Annotated in this window: 16 protein-coding genes; 1 reads left to right on the forward strand and 15 read right to left on the reverse strand. The window is 43.5% G+C overall.

Annotated features, from left to right (window positions below; all coding sequences use genetic code 11):
• Nucleotides 1-12 precede the first annotated feature (12 nt).
• From tkt to rhaB, 11 genes are all read right to left on the reverse strand, one after another.
• Nucleotides 13-2,016 (reverse strand): transketolase, encoded by a 2,004-nt coding sequence (tkt, locus tag IAE45_RS13235; RefSeq protein ID WP_200126580.1) that lies wholly within the window; start codon nt 2,014-2,016, stop codon nt 13-15.
• A 165-nt stretch (nt 2,017-2,181) separates the two neighbouring features.
• Nucleotides 2,182-2,874, reverse strand: coding sequence for a D-allulose 6-phosphate 3-epimerase (gene alsE, locus IAE45_RS13240; RefSeq protein ID WP_086294769.1), 693 nt, complete (start codon nt 2,872-2,874; stop codon nt 2,182-2,184).
• Nucleotides 2,875-2,944: 70 nt separating this feature from the next.
• A complete protein-coding gene (locus IAE45_RS13245; RefSeq protein ID WP_005234436.1) occupies nt 2,945-4,045 on the reverse strand; it encodes a PTS fructose transporter subunit IIC in 1,101 nt (366 codons plus the stop codon).
• Between the two features lie 24 nt (nt 4,046-4,069).
• Nucleotides 4,070-4,390: a PTS fructose transporter subunit IIB gene (locus IAE45_RS13250; RefSeq protein ID WP_008380953.1), complete on the reverse strand. Its 321-nt coding sequence runs from the start codon at nt 4,388-4,390 to the stop codon at nt 4,070-4,072.
• Between the two features lie 25 nt (nt 4,391-4,415).
• Complete coding sequence (locus IAE45_RS13255; protein ID WP_074536500.1) at nt 4,416-4,868, reverse strand: PTS sugar transporter subunit IIA; 453 nt, start codon at nt 4,866-4,868, stop codon at nt 4,416-4,418.
• Between the two features lie 58 nt (nt 4,869-4,926).
• Nucleotides 4,927-5,364 carry a PTS sugar transporter subunit IIA gene (locus tag IAE45_RS13260; RefSeq protein WP_140966521.1) on the reverse strand — a complete coding sequence of 146 codons (438 nt, stop codon included), beginning with the start codon at nt 5,362-5,364 and terminating at the stop codon, nt 4,927-4,929.
• Nucleotides 5,357-6,835 (reverse strand): BglG family transcription antiterminator, encoded by a 1,479-nt coding sequence (locus tag IAE45_RS13265; protein ID WP_140966522.1) that lies wholly within the window; start codon nt 6,833-6,835, stop codon nt 5,357-5,359. Before IAE45_RS13265 ends, IAE45_RS13260 begins: the two co-directional genes overlap by 8 nt.
• Nucleotides 6,836-7,187: 352 nt before the next feature.
• The gene (fucO, locus tag IAE45_RS13270) at nt 7,188-8,339 is read right to left on the reverse strand and encodes a lactaldehyde reductase (protein ID WP_077452875.1); all 1,152 of its coding nucleotides are present in this window, start codon (nt 8,337-8,339) and stop codon (nt 7,188-7,190) included.
• A gap of 84 nt (nt 8,340-8,423) precedes the next feature.
• Nucleotides 8,424-9,248, reverse strand: coding sequence for a rhamnulose-1-phosphate aldolase (gene rhaD / locus IAE45_RS13275; RefSeq protein ID WP_200126582.1), 825 nt, complete (start codon nt 9,246-9,248; stop codon nt 8,424-8,426).
• A gap of 7 nt (nt 9,249-9,255) precedes the next feature.
• Nucleotides 9,256-10,509 carry an L-rhamnose isomerase gene (gene rhaA, locus IAE45_RS13280; protein ID WP_144771426.1) on the reverse strand — a complete coding sequence of 418 codons (1,254 nt, stop codon included), beginning with the start codon at nt 10,507-10,509 and terminating at the stop codon, nt 9,256-9,258.
• Nucleotides 10,506-11,921, reverse strand: coding sequence for a rhamnulokinase (rhaB, locus tag IAE45_RS13285; protein ID WP_233619065.1), 1,416 nt, complete (start codon nt 11,919-11,921; stop codon nt 10,506-10,508). The genes rhaA and rhaB overlap by 4 nt, the downstream gene beginning before the upstream one ends.
• A 199-nt stretch (nt 11,922-12,120) precedes the next feature.
• Here rhaB and IAE45_RS13290 point away from each other — a divergent pair, with 199 nt between their 5' ends.
• Entirely contained in the window at nt 12,121-13,002 is an 882-nt protein-coding gene (locus tag IAE45_RS13290) for an AraC family transcriptional regulator (RefSeq protein WP_200126586.1), read from the forward strand.
• Nucleotides 13,003-13,106: 104 nt separating this feature from the next.
• On the opposite strand, the gene IAE45_RS13295 is transcribed toward IAE45_RS13290, so the two are convergent.
• The 4 genes from IAE45_RS13295 to IAE45_RS13310 all read right to left on the reverse strand — a co-directional run bounded on the left by IAE45_RS13295 (nt 13,107) and on the right by IAE45_RS13310 (nt 18,096).
• Nucleotides 13,107-13,961 (reverse strand): GRP family sugar transporter, encoded by an 855-nt coding sequence (locus IAE45_RS13295; RefSeq protein WP_200126588.1) that lies wholly within the window; start codon nt 13,959-13,961, stop codon nt 13,107-13,109.
• A gap of 103 nt (nt 13,962-14,064) precedes the next feature.
• Nucleotides 14,065-16,650 (reverse strand): alpha-mannosidase, encoded by a 2,586-nt coding sequence (locus IAE45_RS13300; RefSeq protein ID WP_200126590.1) that lies wholly within the window; start codon nt 16,648-16,650, stop codon nt 14,065-14,067.
• A 2-nt stretch (nt 16,651-16,652) separates the two neighbouring features.
• Nucleotides 16,653-17,789 carry a PTS fructose transporter subunit IIC gene (locus tag IAE45_RS13305; protein ID WP_200126592.1) on the reverse strand — a complete coding sequence of 379 codons (1,137 nt, stop codon included), beginning with the start codon at nt 17,787-17,789 and terminating at the stop codon, nt 16,653-16,655.
• Entirely contained in the window at nt 17,779-18,096 is a 318-nt protein-coding gene (locus tag IAE45_RS13310; protein ID WP_005234408.1) for a PTS fructose transporter subunit IIB, read from the reverse strand. Before IAE45_RS13310 ends, IAE45_RS13305 begins: the two co-directional genes overlap by 11 nt.
• Nucleotides 18,097-18,118 lie beyond the last annotated feature (22 nt).

An 18,118-nucleotide genomic window follows, 5' to 3' on the forward strand; every position in this document is an offset into this window, starting at 1 on the left:
CCTGTTTTTTGATTATAGTGAGTTGAAAGTATTCACGACATTCTCAACACTGAAGCCGAATTCTGCTAAGACTTTGTCACCAGGTGCTGATGCACCGAAATGATCGATCGCGATCACTTTTCCATGGCAACCGGTGTAACGTTCCCAACCAAATGGGGAAGCCGCTTCGATCGCTACCCGTTTCTTCACTGCTTTTGGCAAGACGCTTTCTTTGTATTCTGAGCTTTGTGCTTCAAACAGATCAAAGCTTGGTAAGGAGACCACCGATACATCGATGCCTTCTTCTGCCAATTTAGCTTGTGCTTGGATCGCAAGATTCACTTCAGAACCTGTGGCGATCAAAATACCCGCTGGTGTTTCACCGGCTTGTTTTGAAATCACATAGCCACCTTTTGCGACATTTTCATCTGCACCGGTTTGCGTGCCTTCGATCACTGGTAGGTTTTGTCGACTTAAGACTAAGACCGTTGGCTTATCGGTTGTTGTCATGGCCAGTTTCCAAGCAGCACGGGTTTCATTGCCGTCTGCTGGACGAATCACTTGGACATTTGGCATGCAACGGACGCTAGCTAATTGTTCGATCGGCTCATGCGTCGGTCCATCTTCTCCAACCGCCACGGAGTCATGCGTCAAGACATAGATCACAGGCGCATGCTGGATCGCAGACAAGCGTACCGCTGGACGCAAGTAATCAACGAAGACGAAGAAGGTTCCGCCATAGATTCGCGTACCGCCATGCAATTGGATGCCGTTCATCGCTGCCGCCATCGCAAATTCTCGGACGCCAAACCAAATGTTGCGGCCTTCGTATTGGCCAGGTTCAAAGTCTTTTTCTGCTGCAACCATCGTATTGTTGGATCCAGAAAGGTCAGCCGATCCACCCCAGAGACTAGGGACGGCTTGGGATAAGGCTTGGATCATCTCTTTGCTGGATACTCGACTAGCTTGTGAGCTGCCAACTTCGTAGCTTGGTAATGCTGCATCCCAATCTGCTGGCAATTCACCCGCAAAGGCTTGTTTGAATTGCGCAGCAAGTTCTGGGTAGGCTGCTTCATAGGCACGGAAGGTTTCGTTCCAAGCTGCTTCAGCTTTTTGCCCTTCATCGATCATGGTTTCTTTGAAGCGCGCGGCAACTTCTTCAGGTACAGTAAATTCTGGGTACTCCCAGCCATAAATCGCTTTTGCTGCAGAAATGCCTTCGGCACCGATCGGCGCACCATGAACGGCAGAGGTGCCTTGATTTGGCGCACCGTATCCGATCACAGTCTTGATTTCGATCAAGGTTGGTTTGTCACTTTCAGCTTTTGCTTCGTCGATTGCTTTTGAGATCGCTTCTAAATCATTGCCGTCTTCAACGAGAATATGTTGCCAGCCATACGCCTCAAAACGCGCACCGACATTTTCTGTAAAGGCTTTTGTGGTCGGACCATCTAGGGAGATGTCATTTGAATCGTACAAGACGATCAGTTTATCTAATTTCATGTGACCCGCCATGGATGCAGCTTCTTGCGAAACACCTTCCATCAAGTCCCCATCGCCACATAAAGCGTAAGTATAGTGATCAATGACTTGATACTTGTCGCGATTGTAGGTTGCCGCCAAGTGGGCTTCGGCCATCGCCATACCGACTGCCATAGCGATCCCTTGTCCTAAAGGTCCAGTGGTTGCTTCCACGCCGTCTGTGTGATCGACTTCTGGATGTCCTGGCGTGCGGCTATCCCATTGACGGAAGTTTTTTAGATCCTCAATGGTCACATCGTAACCAGACACGTGCAACAAGCTGTACAATAGTGCCGAACCATGTCCAGCAGACAAAACAAAGCGGTCACGATCCACCCAGTTGCGAGAAGTTGTTGGATTGACTTTCAAGTGTTTCGTCCACAAGGCATAGGCCATGGGTGCTGCCCCCATCGGTAATCCCGGATGTCCTGAATTGGCTTTTTGTACAGCTTCGATACTTAATGTACGAAGGGTGTTCACTCCTAATTGATCGATTTTATCAAATAGTTTTTTCAATTAAATTGCCTCCTTCACTTTCTTCAGCCAGCATGTTTCTATTCACTGCCTTTTCACAATAAAAAAGAACCGGACGTCCAAAGTTTACTGGCTAATAGGTAACGAATGCTCCTCTTTTTAACAGTCCTAACTTTGGTCGTCCGGTTCTTTTGCTTTCGGCTTTGCTCAGCTGCTCAAAACTTTTCCAGTCATTTCTTGATAATCTGCGACCATGATCGACCATGCTTTGGCAATGTCGTCATCTAAACCAAACAATCCACTGCGTCCGACAATATAGATGTCTGGATTGGCTTCATCGATCCGTTTGAAGGATTTCCGATTGGAGGAACCGTCCATTTCAATGACATAGTGATAGTCGTATTCTTCCCGTAATTCCCGCAGTTCAACAATTTTATCTAATGCCCCTTCAATAAAGCGTTGGCCAGCAAACCCTGGATCAACTGTCATGATCGTGACTTTATCCAAAAGATCGATATAAGGCAAAATGACCGATACTGGCGTTTCAGGATTTAAAACGATCCCGGCTTTTAATCCAGCATCATGGATTTGATCGATCAGACGAAATGCTAATCCATCCAAAACCTCAGCGTGCATACAGATCCATTCACAGTTGATATCGATCAGCTGCTGCACCCAAAAAGCAGGTTCAGTGACCATCAAATGAGCGGACAGAGGCAACGTACTGATTTTGCGGACCTCTTGAATAAACCATGGGGATAGGGAAATATTGGGTACGTAATGACCATCCATAATATCAATATGATAGGAGTCAACTTGGTCATTCAAAAAAGTGATTTGTTCTTTAAATTTATCTAGATCCATCGTCATCAATGACGGTGAAAATTCAACTTTGTTCATAGACTTATCCTTTCTCCTCAATCAGTCTTCTACTGAGAGGAACGACTCTTCTTCCAATTGAATCGCTTTTTTAGAAAATTTGAATATCATCTAAATCGATTTCTTCTTCTTCCACTTCTGCTTGCGCAGCTACTTGTTCTTCAGTGACATTTTTCTTGATCAAAGCCAAGGTGATCCCAGTCACTACTATATTTACCAGCAAAGCTACTGCCCCAGCCCACGGACGAGTCATGGTCGGCAGCATCAGCACACCACCAAACGGTACAGTTGCATCTGCTCCTAAGACCATTGAAACAGCCCCGCCAGCAGCGCCGCCAATAGCTGTTGCGATCAGCCCTCGGACGATATCGTTCATAACTATTGGGATCACCCCTTCAACGATATTGATCACACCCATTGGTACGGCAGATTTTAAAGTTTCCACTTCTACAGGCGTATAGATGTTTTTGCCGAACAGTTTTGCAATAAAGAATGCTAAACCAAAGCCGATCGGTGTTGCAGTATTGACTAATTGCAGTGCAGTGATCGGTCCATTGATCCCTTCTGCTTGCATCGTCAGAACAAAAGCAAAGACCGTTTTATTGATTGGTCCACCATAATCAACGCCGCTCAACAAGCCGATGACGGCACCAAAAACCAATAATGAAGAGGAGCCTAAGCTATTTAGTGCGTTCGTCAGTAAGTTCGTAAAGGCAGTGATCGGTGTACCGATAATATAGACCATGATCAGACCACCGATCAAAGAGGTCAAAAAGGGAATGATCAATGTCGGCATCAAGCCTTTCGCCCAATTTGGTACTTTAATAAATCGTAAAATAGCAATTACTAGATATCCAGCTAAGTAGCCGCCCAAAATTCCCCCAATAAAACCTGCACCAATGGCATTGGCTGTCAAACCAATAATAAACCCTGGCGCGATCCCCGGTTTTTCGGCAATCGCATAAGAAATTCCTGTCGCAATGACCACTGGAAGCAACCCGAGTCCCGCGCCTCCCATCGTAGCTAAAGCATCCCAAATCGTAAATTCACCTGGCACTAGTTGTCCCTGGCTGGTGCCGCCGAAAGCCATGCCAATGGCAATCAAGAATCCGGCACCGCAGACGATTGGAATCAAATAGGAGATGGCTGTCAACAAATGTCCTTTTAAATTCAATGCTTTGATTTTTTCCATAGTTTCCTTCCTCCTTCGGTTTGCTTAGACCGCCTGCTGTTGGACGACCTCTTTGGCTTTTTCCAACAATTTGCTTGGGGACTTGATGGCAACTTCGGTCGGCACTTGAATGATCCGTTTCCCTTCAAATCGTTCACGTCCTGCTACTTTGACGTCAACTGCTAAAATCACGACATCTGCAGCCGCAATCGCTTCAGGTGACAATTCATTTTCACGACCGATCGTTCCTTGTGTTTCCACATGGATCTCGTAACCTGCCTTTTTAGCCGCATTTTCTAACTTTTCTTGAGCAATATAAGTGTGAGCGATCCCTACTGTACATGCACATACGCCGACGATTTTCATAAATAATTCCTCCTTAAATTTTCTGTTATCCTTGAAATGCTTCAATCACTTGCTGCGGCTCTTTTGCTTTCAACAAGGCAGCCGTCACCTCGTCATTTCCTAATTTCCGAGCGAACAAAGAGAGCAATTTCAAATGCTTTTGCGCTCCTTCCGTGTCATCACCGACGGCAAATAAGATAATTCCTTTCACTCCCTTGCCATCCAACGTTTCCCAAGGGATCTCTTCTTTTAAAACCCCGATTGCTACGCCGATCTCCTTCACATGAGCACTTTTTCCATGGGGAATAGCAATGTAATTACCAATCCCTGTTTGACCAACTGCTTCCCGCTCATAGACATCTTTTAAAAATGCTGCCTGATCCGTCAAGTACTCATTGGTATATAAAAGCTGACTCAATTGCTGCAGGGCTTCTTCTTTAGAAGCTGCCTCCATGTTGGTTTTGATTATTTTTGGATCAATCACTGTTGAAATATCCATTCGTTTTCCTCCTCTAGTTGAGTACCTCTTGCCTTACTGAATTGATCATTCATTCCCGTCAGCCGCGTTGGTTGAGAAGGAAGGCTTCGATTTCTTCTTTTGATTTTTCTGCAATGAATTGCAGATTTTCTTCATAGGCGAAACATTTCATTAAACGGATGACTGCCTGTTTCACCGCGGTTGTTTCGTCAGTCTTCATCAGGATCGCAAAAATTGTTTTTGCTTGCAGCGTTCCCTGCCAAAGGACTTTTTCACCTCTGACTAGGACGATTCCGCTTTTTTTCACCACATCACTTTCAATGTGTGGTAGCGCAAAATCTTCAGCAATCATCGTATTGCCGCTCGCTTCTCGGGCTTGCAGTGCTTCAAATAGCAGGGTTTTGCTCTCCGTCAGCCCGATTGTTTGACTAACAGCTGCAATCTTCCTTAAAACATCGACTTTCGTCTCTCCTGCTTCTGTTGAAACTAACGTAAGGGACAAAGGGAATTTAGTCATTTCTCACCCTCCCAATCATCGCTTCAAGGCGTTTTTGGTCTTCCATCGTCAGCATGGCGCTCACGATCACGACCGGAATCGGACTATCGATCGTTAATTGAACGGTTGAGATGATCATCTCCGTATCCGGGTGTTGCTTTAAAGCCGCTTCCACATCACGAGAAGGTAGGACAGCGGTGATTGCCAACTCACGAAATTTCTTATGCACTTTTACTTTTAATAATTCGGAGGTCCCGATTCCCGTAGTACAGACGATCATAACCTTGAGTTGTTGAGGATGTTCTTCGATCGCTTGAGCAAAGTAAAGGGTGACAAAGCCGATTTCATCTTCTGTGAGCGCTGGCAAATCGTACACTTGGCAGATTTCTCTTGCAGTCTCTTCGGTAGCAAAAAACAAATCTGTGTATTCTAATTTGATTTGCTCCAAAAGATTGTTTTTGACTTCGATGCCATGTCGCAACCGATTGATCATTGGTTTGATATGGCGAGCCAATTTACCGAATAACTCCTCGTCTTCAAATGAGCGCTGCAGCTGAGTGCTCATTTTTTCTATAAATGCATTGGAAATCAGTTTTACTTGTTCTGACAGATCCTCTAATTCATCCGTGGCCTTTTGCATCCGTGAGGAGACGAGGTATTGATACATATAATAGCCTTCGTTTTCTGGTAATTTCGTATGCAAGTACTCTTCGCTATTGCCAATGATCTCCTTGGCGATGGTGGCTAACTCTGGGTTTTCTTGCATTTGCTGTTTCTCTTTCTCATCTAAAATATCCTCGTTAAACGAATTCCCTACTTTGCGAAACCGTCGCAATAAGATATACAGGTGAGAAAAAAGATTAATGTTATAAGGATGTGGTATTACTAATCCTAGGTGATTTTCAATCAAATTCAGCTGTCGCAAAACAAACTCCGCATCATAACGGTTGAACGCCTCATTCGTCACATGCAGATCATCCAAGCGGATATTGCGGGTTTGTTGGATATACTCCTGCAATGCACGACGGATATTTTTTTCTGCACCGTTCACCCCGATCATTTTATTTTTGCGGGAAACCGTCAGCTCAAAACGCTGCAAAGCTTCAGAAATTAATTTCTCATCACTGTTGATGACCGTTTCACTCACATAAAAAGGCTGATACAAGGAAAAAATATTCTTTCTTTTGGGTGAAATAAGCAATAGCTCCTCCATCACCTTGTTACGGCGTTCCACTGGTGTCAGCGCATTCGGCATTTCCGCTTTCTGACTCTGGGGCTTTTCTTGATGATGGAAACTTAAGCGGTAACCTTTCCCTTTTTCTGAGAGAATCACATAGTCAATCGCGGCATCCTCATTGATCGCTTTTACGATGCGATAAATCGACTTTGTAGAAAGTCGAAGCGCTGCGGATAGTTCATCGGCTGTGACAAATTCTCTCGTATTGGAAAGAATATGGATGATTTTTCTCTTTCGTTGTTCCATAACAGTCATGTAACCGTTCTCCTTTCTACACACTTATCATAGCACTAGGAAATGTAAGCGTTCTATCATTCTTTGTCCCCTTCAAGGGACAAAGACGATCGATAATAAGAATTACAATACAACGTTAAGGACAAAAAAAACAGCCATTTTTCAAAATGGCTGTAACAAAATCTGTGTTATCATCAATATTCCTTATTCAACTGTTGGAATAAGAAAAGAAAAGCTGCTAGTTCCAATAAAACGAGAAGGAAAACGCCGTTTATCGAAACCCTTCACCCCCCGTTAAAGAACAATCCAGGTTTAAACGGCTTGTGCAGTAAGCGAAATAATCACTCTCATTGAAAGGAATGATTTGAGCTTTTTACATCAACGAACGATAAAGCTCAATAATTTCTTCTAAAGTCGTATCCCGCGGGTTGCCTGGTGTGCAGACATCGTTCAAGGCATCTTTGGCGATGGCTGGGATATCTTCTTCTTTGACGCCCAATTCAGAAATGGTCGCCGGAATGCCCACATCTTTGCTTAACTGATCGATTGCTTGGCAAGCAGCATCGCGGACGTCTTCAAGTGACATCGCTTCTGCCCCTTCAATGCCTAAAACGATCGCGATCTCACGGTATTTTTCACCCGTAAAGTCTTTGTTGTATTTCATGATGGTTGGCAGCAAGGACGCGCACGCTACTCCGTGAGGAATGTTATACCAAGCGGACAATGGATGTGCCATGCCGTGGACTAAGCCCAAGCCGACGTTTGAAAAGCCCATACCAGCAATGTATTGTCCTAGCGCCATTGCTTCTCGTCCTGCTTGATCGCCCTTCACGGAATCTCTCAATGAGCGGCCGATGATCTCGATTGCTTTGATGTGCAGCATATCAGTCATTTCCCAAGCGCCTTTAGTGATGAAGCCTTCGATGGCGTGGGTCATGGCATCCATTCCCGTTGCGGCTGCCAAGCTCTTCGGCATCCCCATCATCATATCGCTGTCCACAAAGGCTACTAGAGGAATATCGTGAGGATCTACACAAACAAATTTCCGATGATTTTCTTCATCTGTAATCACATAGTTGATCGTTACTTCGGCTGCAGTTCCAGAAGTTGTCGGTACCGCTAAAATCGGCAAGCATGGATGTTTCGTGTCTGCCACGCCTTCCAAACTAATCACATCTGAGAATTCAGGATTCGTAGCAATGATCGCGATCGCTTTTGCCGTGTCGATCGGTGAACCACCGCCAATCGCGATGATGCAATCGGCTTGGGCTTCTTTGACAAACGCTAAGCCGTCTTTGACATTTTGGATCGTTGGGTTCGGCACGATCCCATCATATAACGCATAATCGACACCTGCTTCATCCAATAATTTCGTCACTTTGGTCGCAACTTCAAATTTCACCAAATCTTTGTCGGTGATCACTGCCGCTTTTTTGAACCCTCGTGCCTTGAATTCGGTCGGTACGTTCTCGATCGCTCCTTTTCCAAAATACGATGTTTCATTCAAAATCATTCTATTCGCCATTCTTCCTACCTCCATTTGTTTGTTTATTCACAATATAGTTTAAATAGAAAAGACTGAAAGCCTTTTCTATTCTTCTACCATTGATTATACCTCAAGATAGCCTGCTCGGGGAGTGACTTTGAAAGCGTCAGCCAATTTTTTCAGATTTTCATCCGTAATGGTTTGTAAAATTGGGCCTTGTGCTTTGACATAGGTGTACACTTCCGCAGCTTTCTCTGCCGTTTCAATCAAGCCAAAGACTTCGTCCATATCTTTGCCGGCGCCATAGATCCCATGTTGCGGCCAAAGGACCAAACGGGTTTCTTTCATTTTAGCAGCTGTTGCTTCGCCGATCTCGTTCGTTCCTGGAACCATCCAAGGAATGATGGAAACTCCTTCTGGGAAGACCACCAAGCACTCCGTACACATCTGCCACAGAGTCCTCGTGAAACTGCGTTCATCCAACTCATGGGTAAAACTCATGGCTAAAAGATGCGATGCGTGGTTATGCATGATGATTCGGTTTTCTGGATCGACCGACAAGCGAGCGATATGACTCATAAAATGACTTGGCAGTTCACTCGTTGGCACCGCACCATTTTCCAAGCCCCAAAGCAATTCCAATGTTTGCCCATCTTCTTTGACTCGGATCACACCAAGGTTTTCCGCTGGATGTGCCGCTACATTTTTAAAGTATTTTCCTGAACCTGTCATGATAAAGTACTTGCCAGCTAGTGCAGTGGCATCAAAAATCATGGGAATTTCCCGCAAGACGCTTTGCGGATCGATGAAAGGCAAGATCTCTTCTTCTGTTAATAAGTAAGAAATATTGCCGCCGTTGCGCTCATCCCACCCTAAACGGTAAAGATTTGCTGTCGTTTCCATCATTTCTTGTACAAAATTCGCTTGTAAAATATCAATCTTTTTCATCGTTCTCCTACTTTCTGGCTTTTAAGACGGTTTCTTCATAGGCTTTCACTTCTGATAGCCAATCCAGACCTGCTGGTACCCCTTGGCTTTCACAGAAGTAATTCCAAACATCTGCATACGGGTAGTCTTTTAATTCTTCCGTCATGGCTAAACGAGTGGTGAAATCACCTGACAATTCGATTGCTTTTAGTTCTTCGATCGGTTCTAGCATCGCTTTTAGCAACGCTTTTTGAGTATTGCGCGTCCCGATCACCCACGCAGCGACCCGATTGATCGTCGCATCAAAGAAATCTAACCCAATGTTGGTTTTTGGTAATAAGTCATTGCGAACCAATTCGCGGCCAATCTCTTGCAATTCATCGTCCATGATCACGACATGATCACTATCCCAGCGTACAGGACGGCTGACATGCAGCAAAATGCCTTTGCTGAATAGTGCCAATGAAGACAGTTTATTGGAGATCACTTCGGTTGGATGGAAATGTCCAGCATCCAAACAAATCAATTTATCGCGTGTCAAGCCATAGCCCATATAAAATTCATGAGAGCCGACGGTGTAGGCTTCGGCACCAAGACCAAACAACTTGCTTTCCACGGCATCTACCGTGTAGTCCGCTGGCAATTCTTCAGCAAAAATCTCATCTAATGCTGTCATCAAGCGTTCCCGTGGTGTAAAACGATCGATCGGGTTGTCTTTGTAGCCATCTGGCACCCAGAAATTATTGACACAGACTTGCCCAGTTTCTTTCCCCATATAAGCAGCGATTTGACGAGAACGTTTGCCGTGTTCGATCCAGAACTGACGAACTTCTTCATCTGGTGAAGCAAGGGTAAAGCCATCTTTGAACATGGGATGTGAGAAAAAGGTTGGATTGAAGTCTAAACCTAAGCCTTGTTCTTTCGCCCAAGCAACCCATTTTTCAAAATGCTTCGGCTCCAATTCATTTAGATCCACTGCTTCCTCGGTGTCTAAATAGATGGCGTGAAGGTTCAATTTGTGTTTTCCAGGAATCAAAGAGTAGGCTTTTTCTAAATCTTGGCGCAACTCCTCTGGGGTATGGGCAGCACCAGGATAATTCCCCGTTACAGAGATCCCACCAGATAATGCTTCATCACTCAAAAATCCTTGGACATCGTCCCCTTGCCAAACATGCATCGAGATTTTCACATCGGCTAATTTTTTCAAAACCGCATCCGTGTCGACGCCTAATTTGGCATATGCTGTCTTAGCTTCTTCATAACGCTGTTGAATCGTTGTCATTTTTTTCCTACTCCTTTTATAAAACGTTGATAGTTGCTTAAAATCTTGTGATCAAAAGGCTGTGGTTCATGAACACTGCAAGGAAATGAGTGTTTGACCGCGCGGCGTGCTTCAGCCAGCGACGTGAAGATGCCAGCACTCATCATCTGCATTAAAAGATTACCGATCGCCGTTGCTTCACTTGGGCCGGCTTCGATCGTCAGCTGCGCAGTATCAGCCGTCAGTTGATTTAAAAAGCGATTGTTGGAACCGCCCCCCACGATATGCAGTTTTTGCAGCTTGCTCGTCGTACCTGTCAGCTGTTCCAGCTTTTGCAATTCACTGGCATAGCAAAGCGCTAAGTTATCATACACACAGCGAGCCAGTTCCCCTGCGGTTTCTGGAACTTTCTGCTGGGTTTCTCGACAATACGCTTGCAGTTCAGTAATCATGTTTTCTGGATTCAAAAAACGAGGATCATTGACATCGACAAACTGTTGAAAAGCAGGCGTTGCTTGCGCCAATTCCGCCAATTCTGCATAGGAATACTGATAGTCTTGCTGCCGAGCCACTTCTTGGATCAGCCACATGCCCATAATATTTTTTAAAAAGCGAATCGTGTTGTGGGCACCCCATTCGTTCGTATAATTTTCATCAAAGGCGGCAAGGGAAACATTGGGTACTTTGGTTTCGATCCCCAGCAATGACCAAGTCCCGCTGCTGATGTAGCCCCAATCTGAACCCTCTCCAGGTGTACCGATGATCGCCGACGCCGTATCATGACTAGCGACAGTGACAAAGGTCGCTTGTGGCAAATCATAGGCTGGAAACTTCTGTGTTTGCAGTGCGCCTAAAACCGTCCCGGCATCAACCAAAGGTGGGAATAGGCCTTCTGTTACGCCGATCTCAGCTAACAATTCTGCATCCCATGTTTGGGTGTTGGCATTTAAAAGCTGCATCGTCGAAGCATTGGTTTTTTCCGTGACCATCTTACCAGTAAAAACGTAGCCCAAGTAGTCTGGAATCAACAGCAGCTTGTCGGCTTTTTGCAACAGTTGCGCTTCTTCTGCGGCTAACTGAAAAATCGTGTTGAAGGGCTGCAGCTGAATGCCTGTTTTCTCATACAGTTTTTGCAAAGAATAGCGCTGACCAAAAGTTGCGATCGCATCATTGGTGCGACTATCTCGATAAGCGACTGGGTCGCCTAAACGCTCGCCTGCTTGATCGATCAAACAGTAATCCACTGCCCAGGTGTCGATTCCGACGAAGCAGTCATTGATACCTGCTTGTTTCACTTTTTGCAGTCCTACTAAAATCTCTTGGATCAAATAATCGATCGCCCAACGGTCAAAGCCGTCATGGGGACGAAAGCCGTTTTTAAAGCGATGGATCTCATCTAAAGTGATCTGCTCATTTTCCCAACGGCTCAGCATCAGACGACCGCTTGATGCGCCGATATCGATTGCGATAAATGTGTTCACTGGTCTCCACCTTTCATTATCTTGTTTAAAAATAAATCGATTACAATTCACTGATTCATTCTTGTTGCCTCAATTTTAGCTTGACAATCAACGAGTTTCATCACACAATTTTGATAAAGACTTGCACAATCTTGGTAAAAAGGAGGATCCGATGGACTACTGGGAAAAAGCCAACCACTCATGGTCAACCGATTCACTGCGTTACATCAATACTTCAACCCAAAAGCAGCGTGAACTTTTCTATTACATTCAAGAAATCGGCTATTTCAAAGCCAGCAAACCTTACTTTACAGAACGAGAGAACCTGCCTTCTTATTTGATCAAATATACATTGTCCGGCTGCGGTGAATTGCGCTACAAAGGTAAAAGCTATCAATTAAAAGCAGGTGATGTGTTTTTTATCGACTGTCTAGACTATCAGTACTACCGCACCGTTAGTCAAGAGCCCTGGGAAATGGACTGGATCCATCTATATGGCGCCAATGTCGCAGCATTTTATGATGAATTTCTAAAGAATGGCAGTCCAGTTTTTCACACCAATCCTGCCAGCAGTCGTCAAAATCCGATCCACTTGGTCTTACAAGATTTATTGATGCTACAGCCAGAACCAAATGCGAAAACTGCCTTCCAAAGCTCTGTTTTGATCCATCAGCTGCTCAATGAACTGCTCCTGCAAAAATATCATCTCGACTTTTCGGATAGTGAGATCCCGCTTTATATTTTGCAGATTCGTGACCAGCTAGAAGAAGATTTCCGTCAAGGGATCACCTTGGAATCTTTGGAGGAAAGGTATCATATCAATAAGTATCAAATCGTCAAGGAGTTTTCCAAATATATGGGCTTGCCCCCCATCGAGTACCAGATTAGCAAACGCATCTCTTACTCGAAAGACCTTTTGCACTATTCTCGGCTATCCATCAAAGAGATCTCATTGGCGATCGGCATTGAAAACACCGCCTATTTCAGCCGTTTATTCAAGAAAAAAGTCGGCATTTCGCCTAGTGATTATCGACAGACGGAGAATGGGCGGTAAAAAAAACATGAAATCATTCACTGATTTCATGTTTTTTTCATCTATTGATTATACTGTTATCTGCTATTTTATTGGTCACTAACTAAAATTGCTCAGGTGCAAAGTTATTTCAACCAACTCATCCCTAATACACCAACAATATAGAGCAAGCTACCAAGAGCTACAAATTGCTTTTCTCTGCCAACTTTTTGTTCCTTTAAGAGAATAATACTTCCATAAGTAGCAACAAGTAAGCTCATTTGAGAAAATGAATAGGTTACGCCTACACCTAAAGAAGACGATACAGCGAATAACGAAGTATTCGCGATAACCCATGTGCTACCAGTACCTAAATTGCGGATTATTTTGCGGAAATGCAACTGTTGCTTACTTTTCAAGGAAATTACGCTTCCCCCGAGAAACATCCCTACTGCCTGAGGCAAGAAAATCTGTGCGCCACTTATCTGAAACAGACCAGTGACTGTCACATATAGCATCAAAAAAGCTGAAGAACAACATAGATAAAGAAGTACTTGCTGTGTTAAGCCTGTTTGCTGATGAGTTGTCTTAGTTACAAGGAAAACACCTGTTAGAATGACTCCTAATGCCATGATTGAGAAAATTGCAGTCGTTAAATCTGTCCATTCTTTGAGAAAGAAGCCAGATGCTAATGTAACAAATAATAATTGGGTCCCGACGGAGACGGGCATTACTTTAGAAACCTCCGCTTTCTCCAAAGCGATAAATTGGAAGTATTGTCCGCAAGCCCAAAAAACCCCAGATAATAAACTGATGAAAAATGGCACCATGGCATAACTCACTTGATTCAAGAAACCAAATACACTACCGAAAATCAAGGCTGCGATTGTTGTTCCTAGCAGTTGTTCCTCTGATTTTCCTCCCATCAATTTAGCGACGATTGGCATTAAGCCCCATCCTAGTGCAGGCAGTGAGGCAAGCAATAAAAGTTGTACGGACATAAAAACTCCTTCTAAATATTGTAAAAAAGCGAGAACACAAAATCTTGTAGAGGAAAACGTTACAGAAGCAATTCCTTCTCGACAAATTTTGTGTTCTTTATTCCTAGTTTTTAGTTAATAAATAGGTTGCTACTCCATAAGCGTGGATGATCTGATCCGCTTCAAGCGGTTCTTCTAAGGCATTGATTCGCTGATATTCGTACCCATTAAATAATTTTTTGGGCTCAAGAGGACGTTCTTTGTTCGTTGAATTGACGAAACGGACAACGATTCCTTCAGAGTAATACGCATTATGGAGCGCACTGACTCCCACACCTGGTTCTAAGCTGCAAGACAACAAAGAAAGAGACATGTCGGTCAGAGATAATGGATCAATGCGCTTTTGAATTTTATTGTCTATACGATAAATAAAGTAATTCAAATCTTGCAATTGATAAGAAATCGATGGCTGTTCTTTAACAGTTTTCCAAGTAGCCAACAAATCTTCAGAAATAGCTGTTGATGCGACCCTTAGGGAAAAATCGAAGACCATCTCATAGTTTTCCATTTGAGCAAGAGGTGTTTCCATCATAATATGTCCCTTTTTGGTTGTATCGCCAGAAGCACGACCTGGTCGATACAACAAATCTGGTTTTCCTAGAGAGTCGGTTGTAGCTAGTACCGTTACATATAAGGAGTCATCGATATATTCATACTCTTTGCTCTGCTCGCTATAAAAAACGAGGGCGTTCTCTTGATCATAAACAACCACTTGTTTTTCAAATGGTTCAATATTGACAGGTTTTTCTGCATATTTTTCTTGCCAATTTTCCAGTGTTTGATTTCTTTTTTCAAGATAGCCAAATTGAATGGCCGCAACCGCTCTTTCTATCGGCTTGTTTAATCGAGCTTTCACTCGAATCCGATGATTTAAAAGCGTATTTTTAAAACGTAGCTTTGCGTTTACCTCACCATTTTTTGTCAGTTGGAGGGTCAATGTATAATCGAATGTTTTGGTGGCGATTCCTTTCATCCGTTCTTCGATCGTATACGGTAGCTGTAAACTTCCTTCCAAAGCCAATGTTTCTTGCTTCCCTTTGCAGCTGGCAAAACGAAGCGTGATCGGTTGATCATTCAAAATAGGCGAATAGTCATACGTATCACCGGCATTACTATCATCGATGATCGACAAGAAATCCACGATCTGTTGTTTTCCATTTGAATAAATCAGGTGGCCGTCTTCAAAGGAAAGCATGTATTTTCCATTTCTAATCCATGTGTTTTGATCTAAAGACGATTCGGGAGTTGTCTCTTGCTCTTCAAATGTAAGGACTTGATAACCAAGGCCTGAAAAGGCACAGGTCACTTGAACGGTTAACAGATAATACCCCTCTTCTTCAATAAAACGGTTGCCAGCCGGAGTTTCTTCCATAATATTTTTCCTGCTTGGGATATACACTGCTTCAAGTACAGATGAATCAGCTCCAATAACCTTGATATTGTTGGTTCTGGATACGATCTTAACTAATTTCTCTCCTTGAAATGGCACTGGTGTTGGATGAAGAATCAGAAATTGGTTGGCTTGTAAAGCGAGTCCTTCACTGATTCTTTTTAAAATCAAATTTTCAATGCTCTCACAAATCTCACTGATTTCTTTTAACCGATGACTGATATCTTGTGCAACACTATCTGATACACAGCCTGCCAAACTATCATGGGCTTGACATTCAAATAACTTTTTCCAAGCTTTCATTAGCAAGCGATTGCTTAATTCGATCCCTAAATCTTTCGCAATAACTAACATTGGTTCAATTTCTAAAACTAATTTGTTTTCTAATCGAAAAATCTCACGTTTCAGATCCATTCGTACAGAACCAATCGTTTTGTGAACCCGTGCAAAAACCGGTGCACGAAACTCTCCTTGATAAACTTCCAGTTCTTTTTGACGGACGATCTCCATAAATGCTGGATAGGTGCTCAATTGATACTTGTATTTTCCAAGCTGATTGATTTTCGTTAGTTTTTCTTCTATGGCAGAAACAATGCCTAACTGATCATTTCCAGTTGGAATCAAGATTTCAGGTTCATTCGCGTAGCTCTTAATAAAATCAACACCTCTATCGAGTCTGCCATCTACATAACTGCTTGTTGGCTCCAATTGCTGCTGTGCACCATATCCTTGAGGAAAATTCACCGCATACAGTGAATCTTGCCCACTTAAACTCGTCCATTTAAAGTAAGGGGATTTGACCTGTTCCCCTAAATCGATGCCTCGCCAAAAGATAATGTTATCAAGTCCAACTTCGTTCAATATGGTTGGCATTTGAGCATTAAAACCAAATGTATCTGGCAAATAGCCGATCGGCATATAGCTGCCATATTTTTTGCTATCAAATATACCAATCATGGCATTTCGAATGATGGACTCACCAGAAGCAAAAAAGGCATCTGTTTGGGTGTACCAAGGACCGATGAACAATTGACCATTGGCGATCAACTCTCTGACCTCAGTCAAGCGCTCAGGATAGAGTTCTAAATAATCGTCTAGAATAGACATTTGTCCATCTAGCACGAAAGAAGCAGTCGGTTGCCTCTTTAGTTCTTTTAGTACATCACTAAATAATTGATCACTCAAAACGACACAGTCCATTGAAGTAAAATACCATTCACGATCCCAATGGGTGTGGTTTACTATGTGTACATTTGTCATAGCTATGCTTCCCACTGCTCTTCCCAAGCAGCTTCGTCAAATTCTTCCATCGTGGTATCTGTTTCTTTCCCCGCATCTTTTGAACGTAGCAAGCTTGTACAAATCGCAATGAATAATGAGCCAGTAGCAATCGATAAAACATACAGTGGCCATTTTTCTACAGTGAACCAGCCATAAAAACCAGAGATTGGGGCTGTATTGACAGCTCCTAGACCTACAGCCATTGCAGAACCAATCGCTGAACCAATCATATTCACTGGGATCACTTTTAGTGGATTTTCCACCGCAAATGGGATCGCTCCTTCTGAAATGCCTACTAGACCCATAATGATCGACGATTTTCCTGCTTCTTTTAATTCGTTATTGTATTTACTCTTGGCAAAAACAGTCGCTAAGCCTAAACCAATTGGTGGAATAATGATTGCCACTTGCGCTGCAGTGTTTGGTGCATAAACGTTACTTGTCAATAAAGCCATCGCGGTTGTCACAGCTGCCTTATTTACTGGCCCTCCAAGATCAAATCCAACCATTGCCCCTACAACTGCCGCCATCACGACCGCATTTCCGCCACTCAATCCATTCAACCATGACTCTAAGCCCACATTGATAGCTGCAAATGGTGTACCGATCACATAGTTCACAAGTAGGACAGTGACTAAAGTACCTAAAACAGGAACTAAGAACACTGGAACTACCGATGCCATCGATTTTGGCAGTTTGATATGTTTTTTGATCCACAAGCAGATGTACCCAGCGATCAACCCTGAAACAATTGCGCCTAAGAAGCCTGCGTTAATGTCTTTTACTAACATACCTCCAACAAGACCAGGGGCAATCCCTAGCTTATCGGAAATCGAATAAGCAATAAATGCCGATATTACGGGAAACATCAATCCTAACGCAATCCCTCCGAATCCATCTAAACTATGGAGTAATCGGATGATCGTATTCGCACTTTCTCCATGAGAGGCGTCCCAAATATCGACAATCCCAAATATTGATCCACCTACTCGAGAAATCGCCATGATAACTGCTCCGGCAATCACTAGAGGAATCATATAGGATATTCCTGTTAAAACATGATTTTTCATTTCACTTGCCAACTTTTTCATCTGATTTTCCTCCTCTTTATTGATCAATCAGCTTTAATGCATCTTCAATTACTTTTTCTGCGTTTTTTATAGGGGCTGCTACCGGGACTTTGAGAATCATTTTGCCATTGAAACGCTCCTCATTTCTCACTTTCGTATCAACGGCAAAAATCACGACTTCCCCAATTTGACAATCCCGCTCGTTCAATTCATTTTCGATACCTGTTGCTCCTTGTGTCTCAACCTTGATTAAATCGCCACGTTTCGCTGCTGCTTTTTTTAGCGCCTGTGCCGCCATAAAGGTATGAGCAACTCCTGTGGCACACGCCGTTACTGCAATAATTTTTCTCTTCATTCGTCTTTCCCCTTTTCTCCAT

It is taken from the genome of Enterococcus sp. S53 (assembly GCF_016516865.1).
In the GTDB taxonomy this organism is placed as follows: domain Bacteria; phylum Bacillota; class Bacilli; order Lactobacillales; family Enterococcaceae; genus Enterococcus_D; species Enterococcus_D innesii.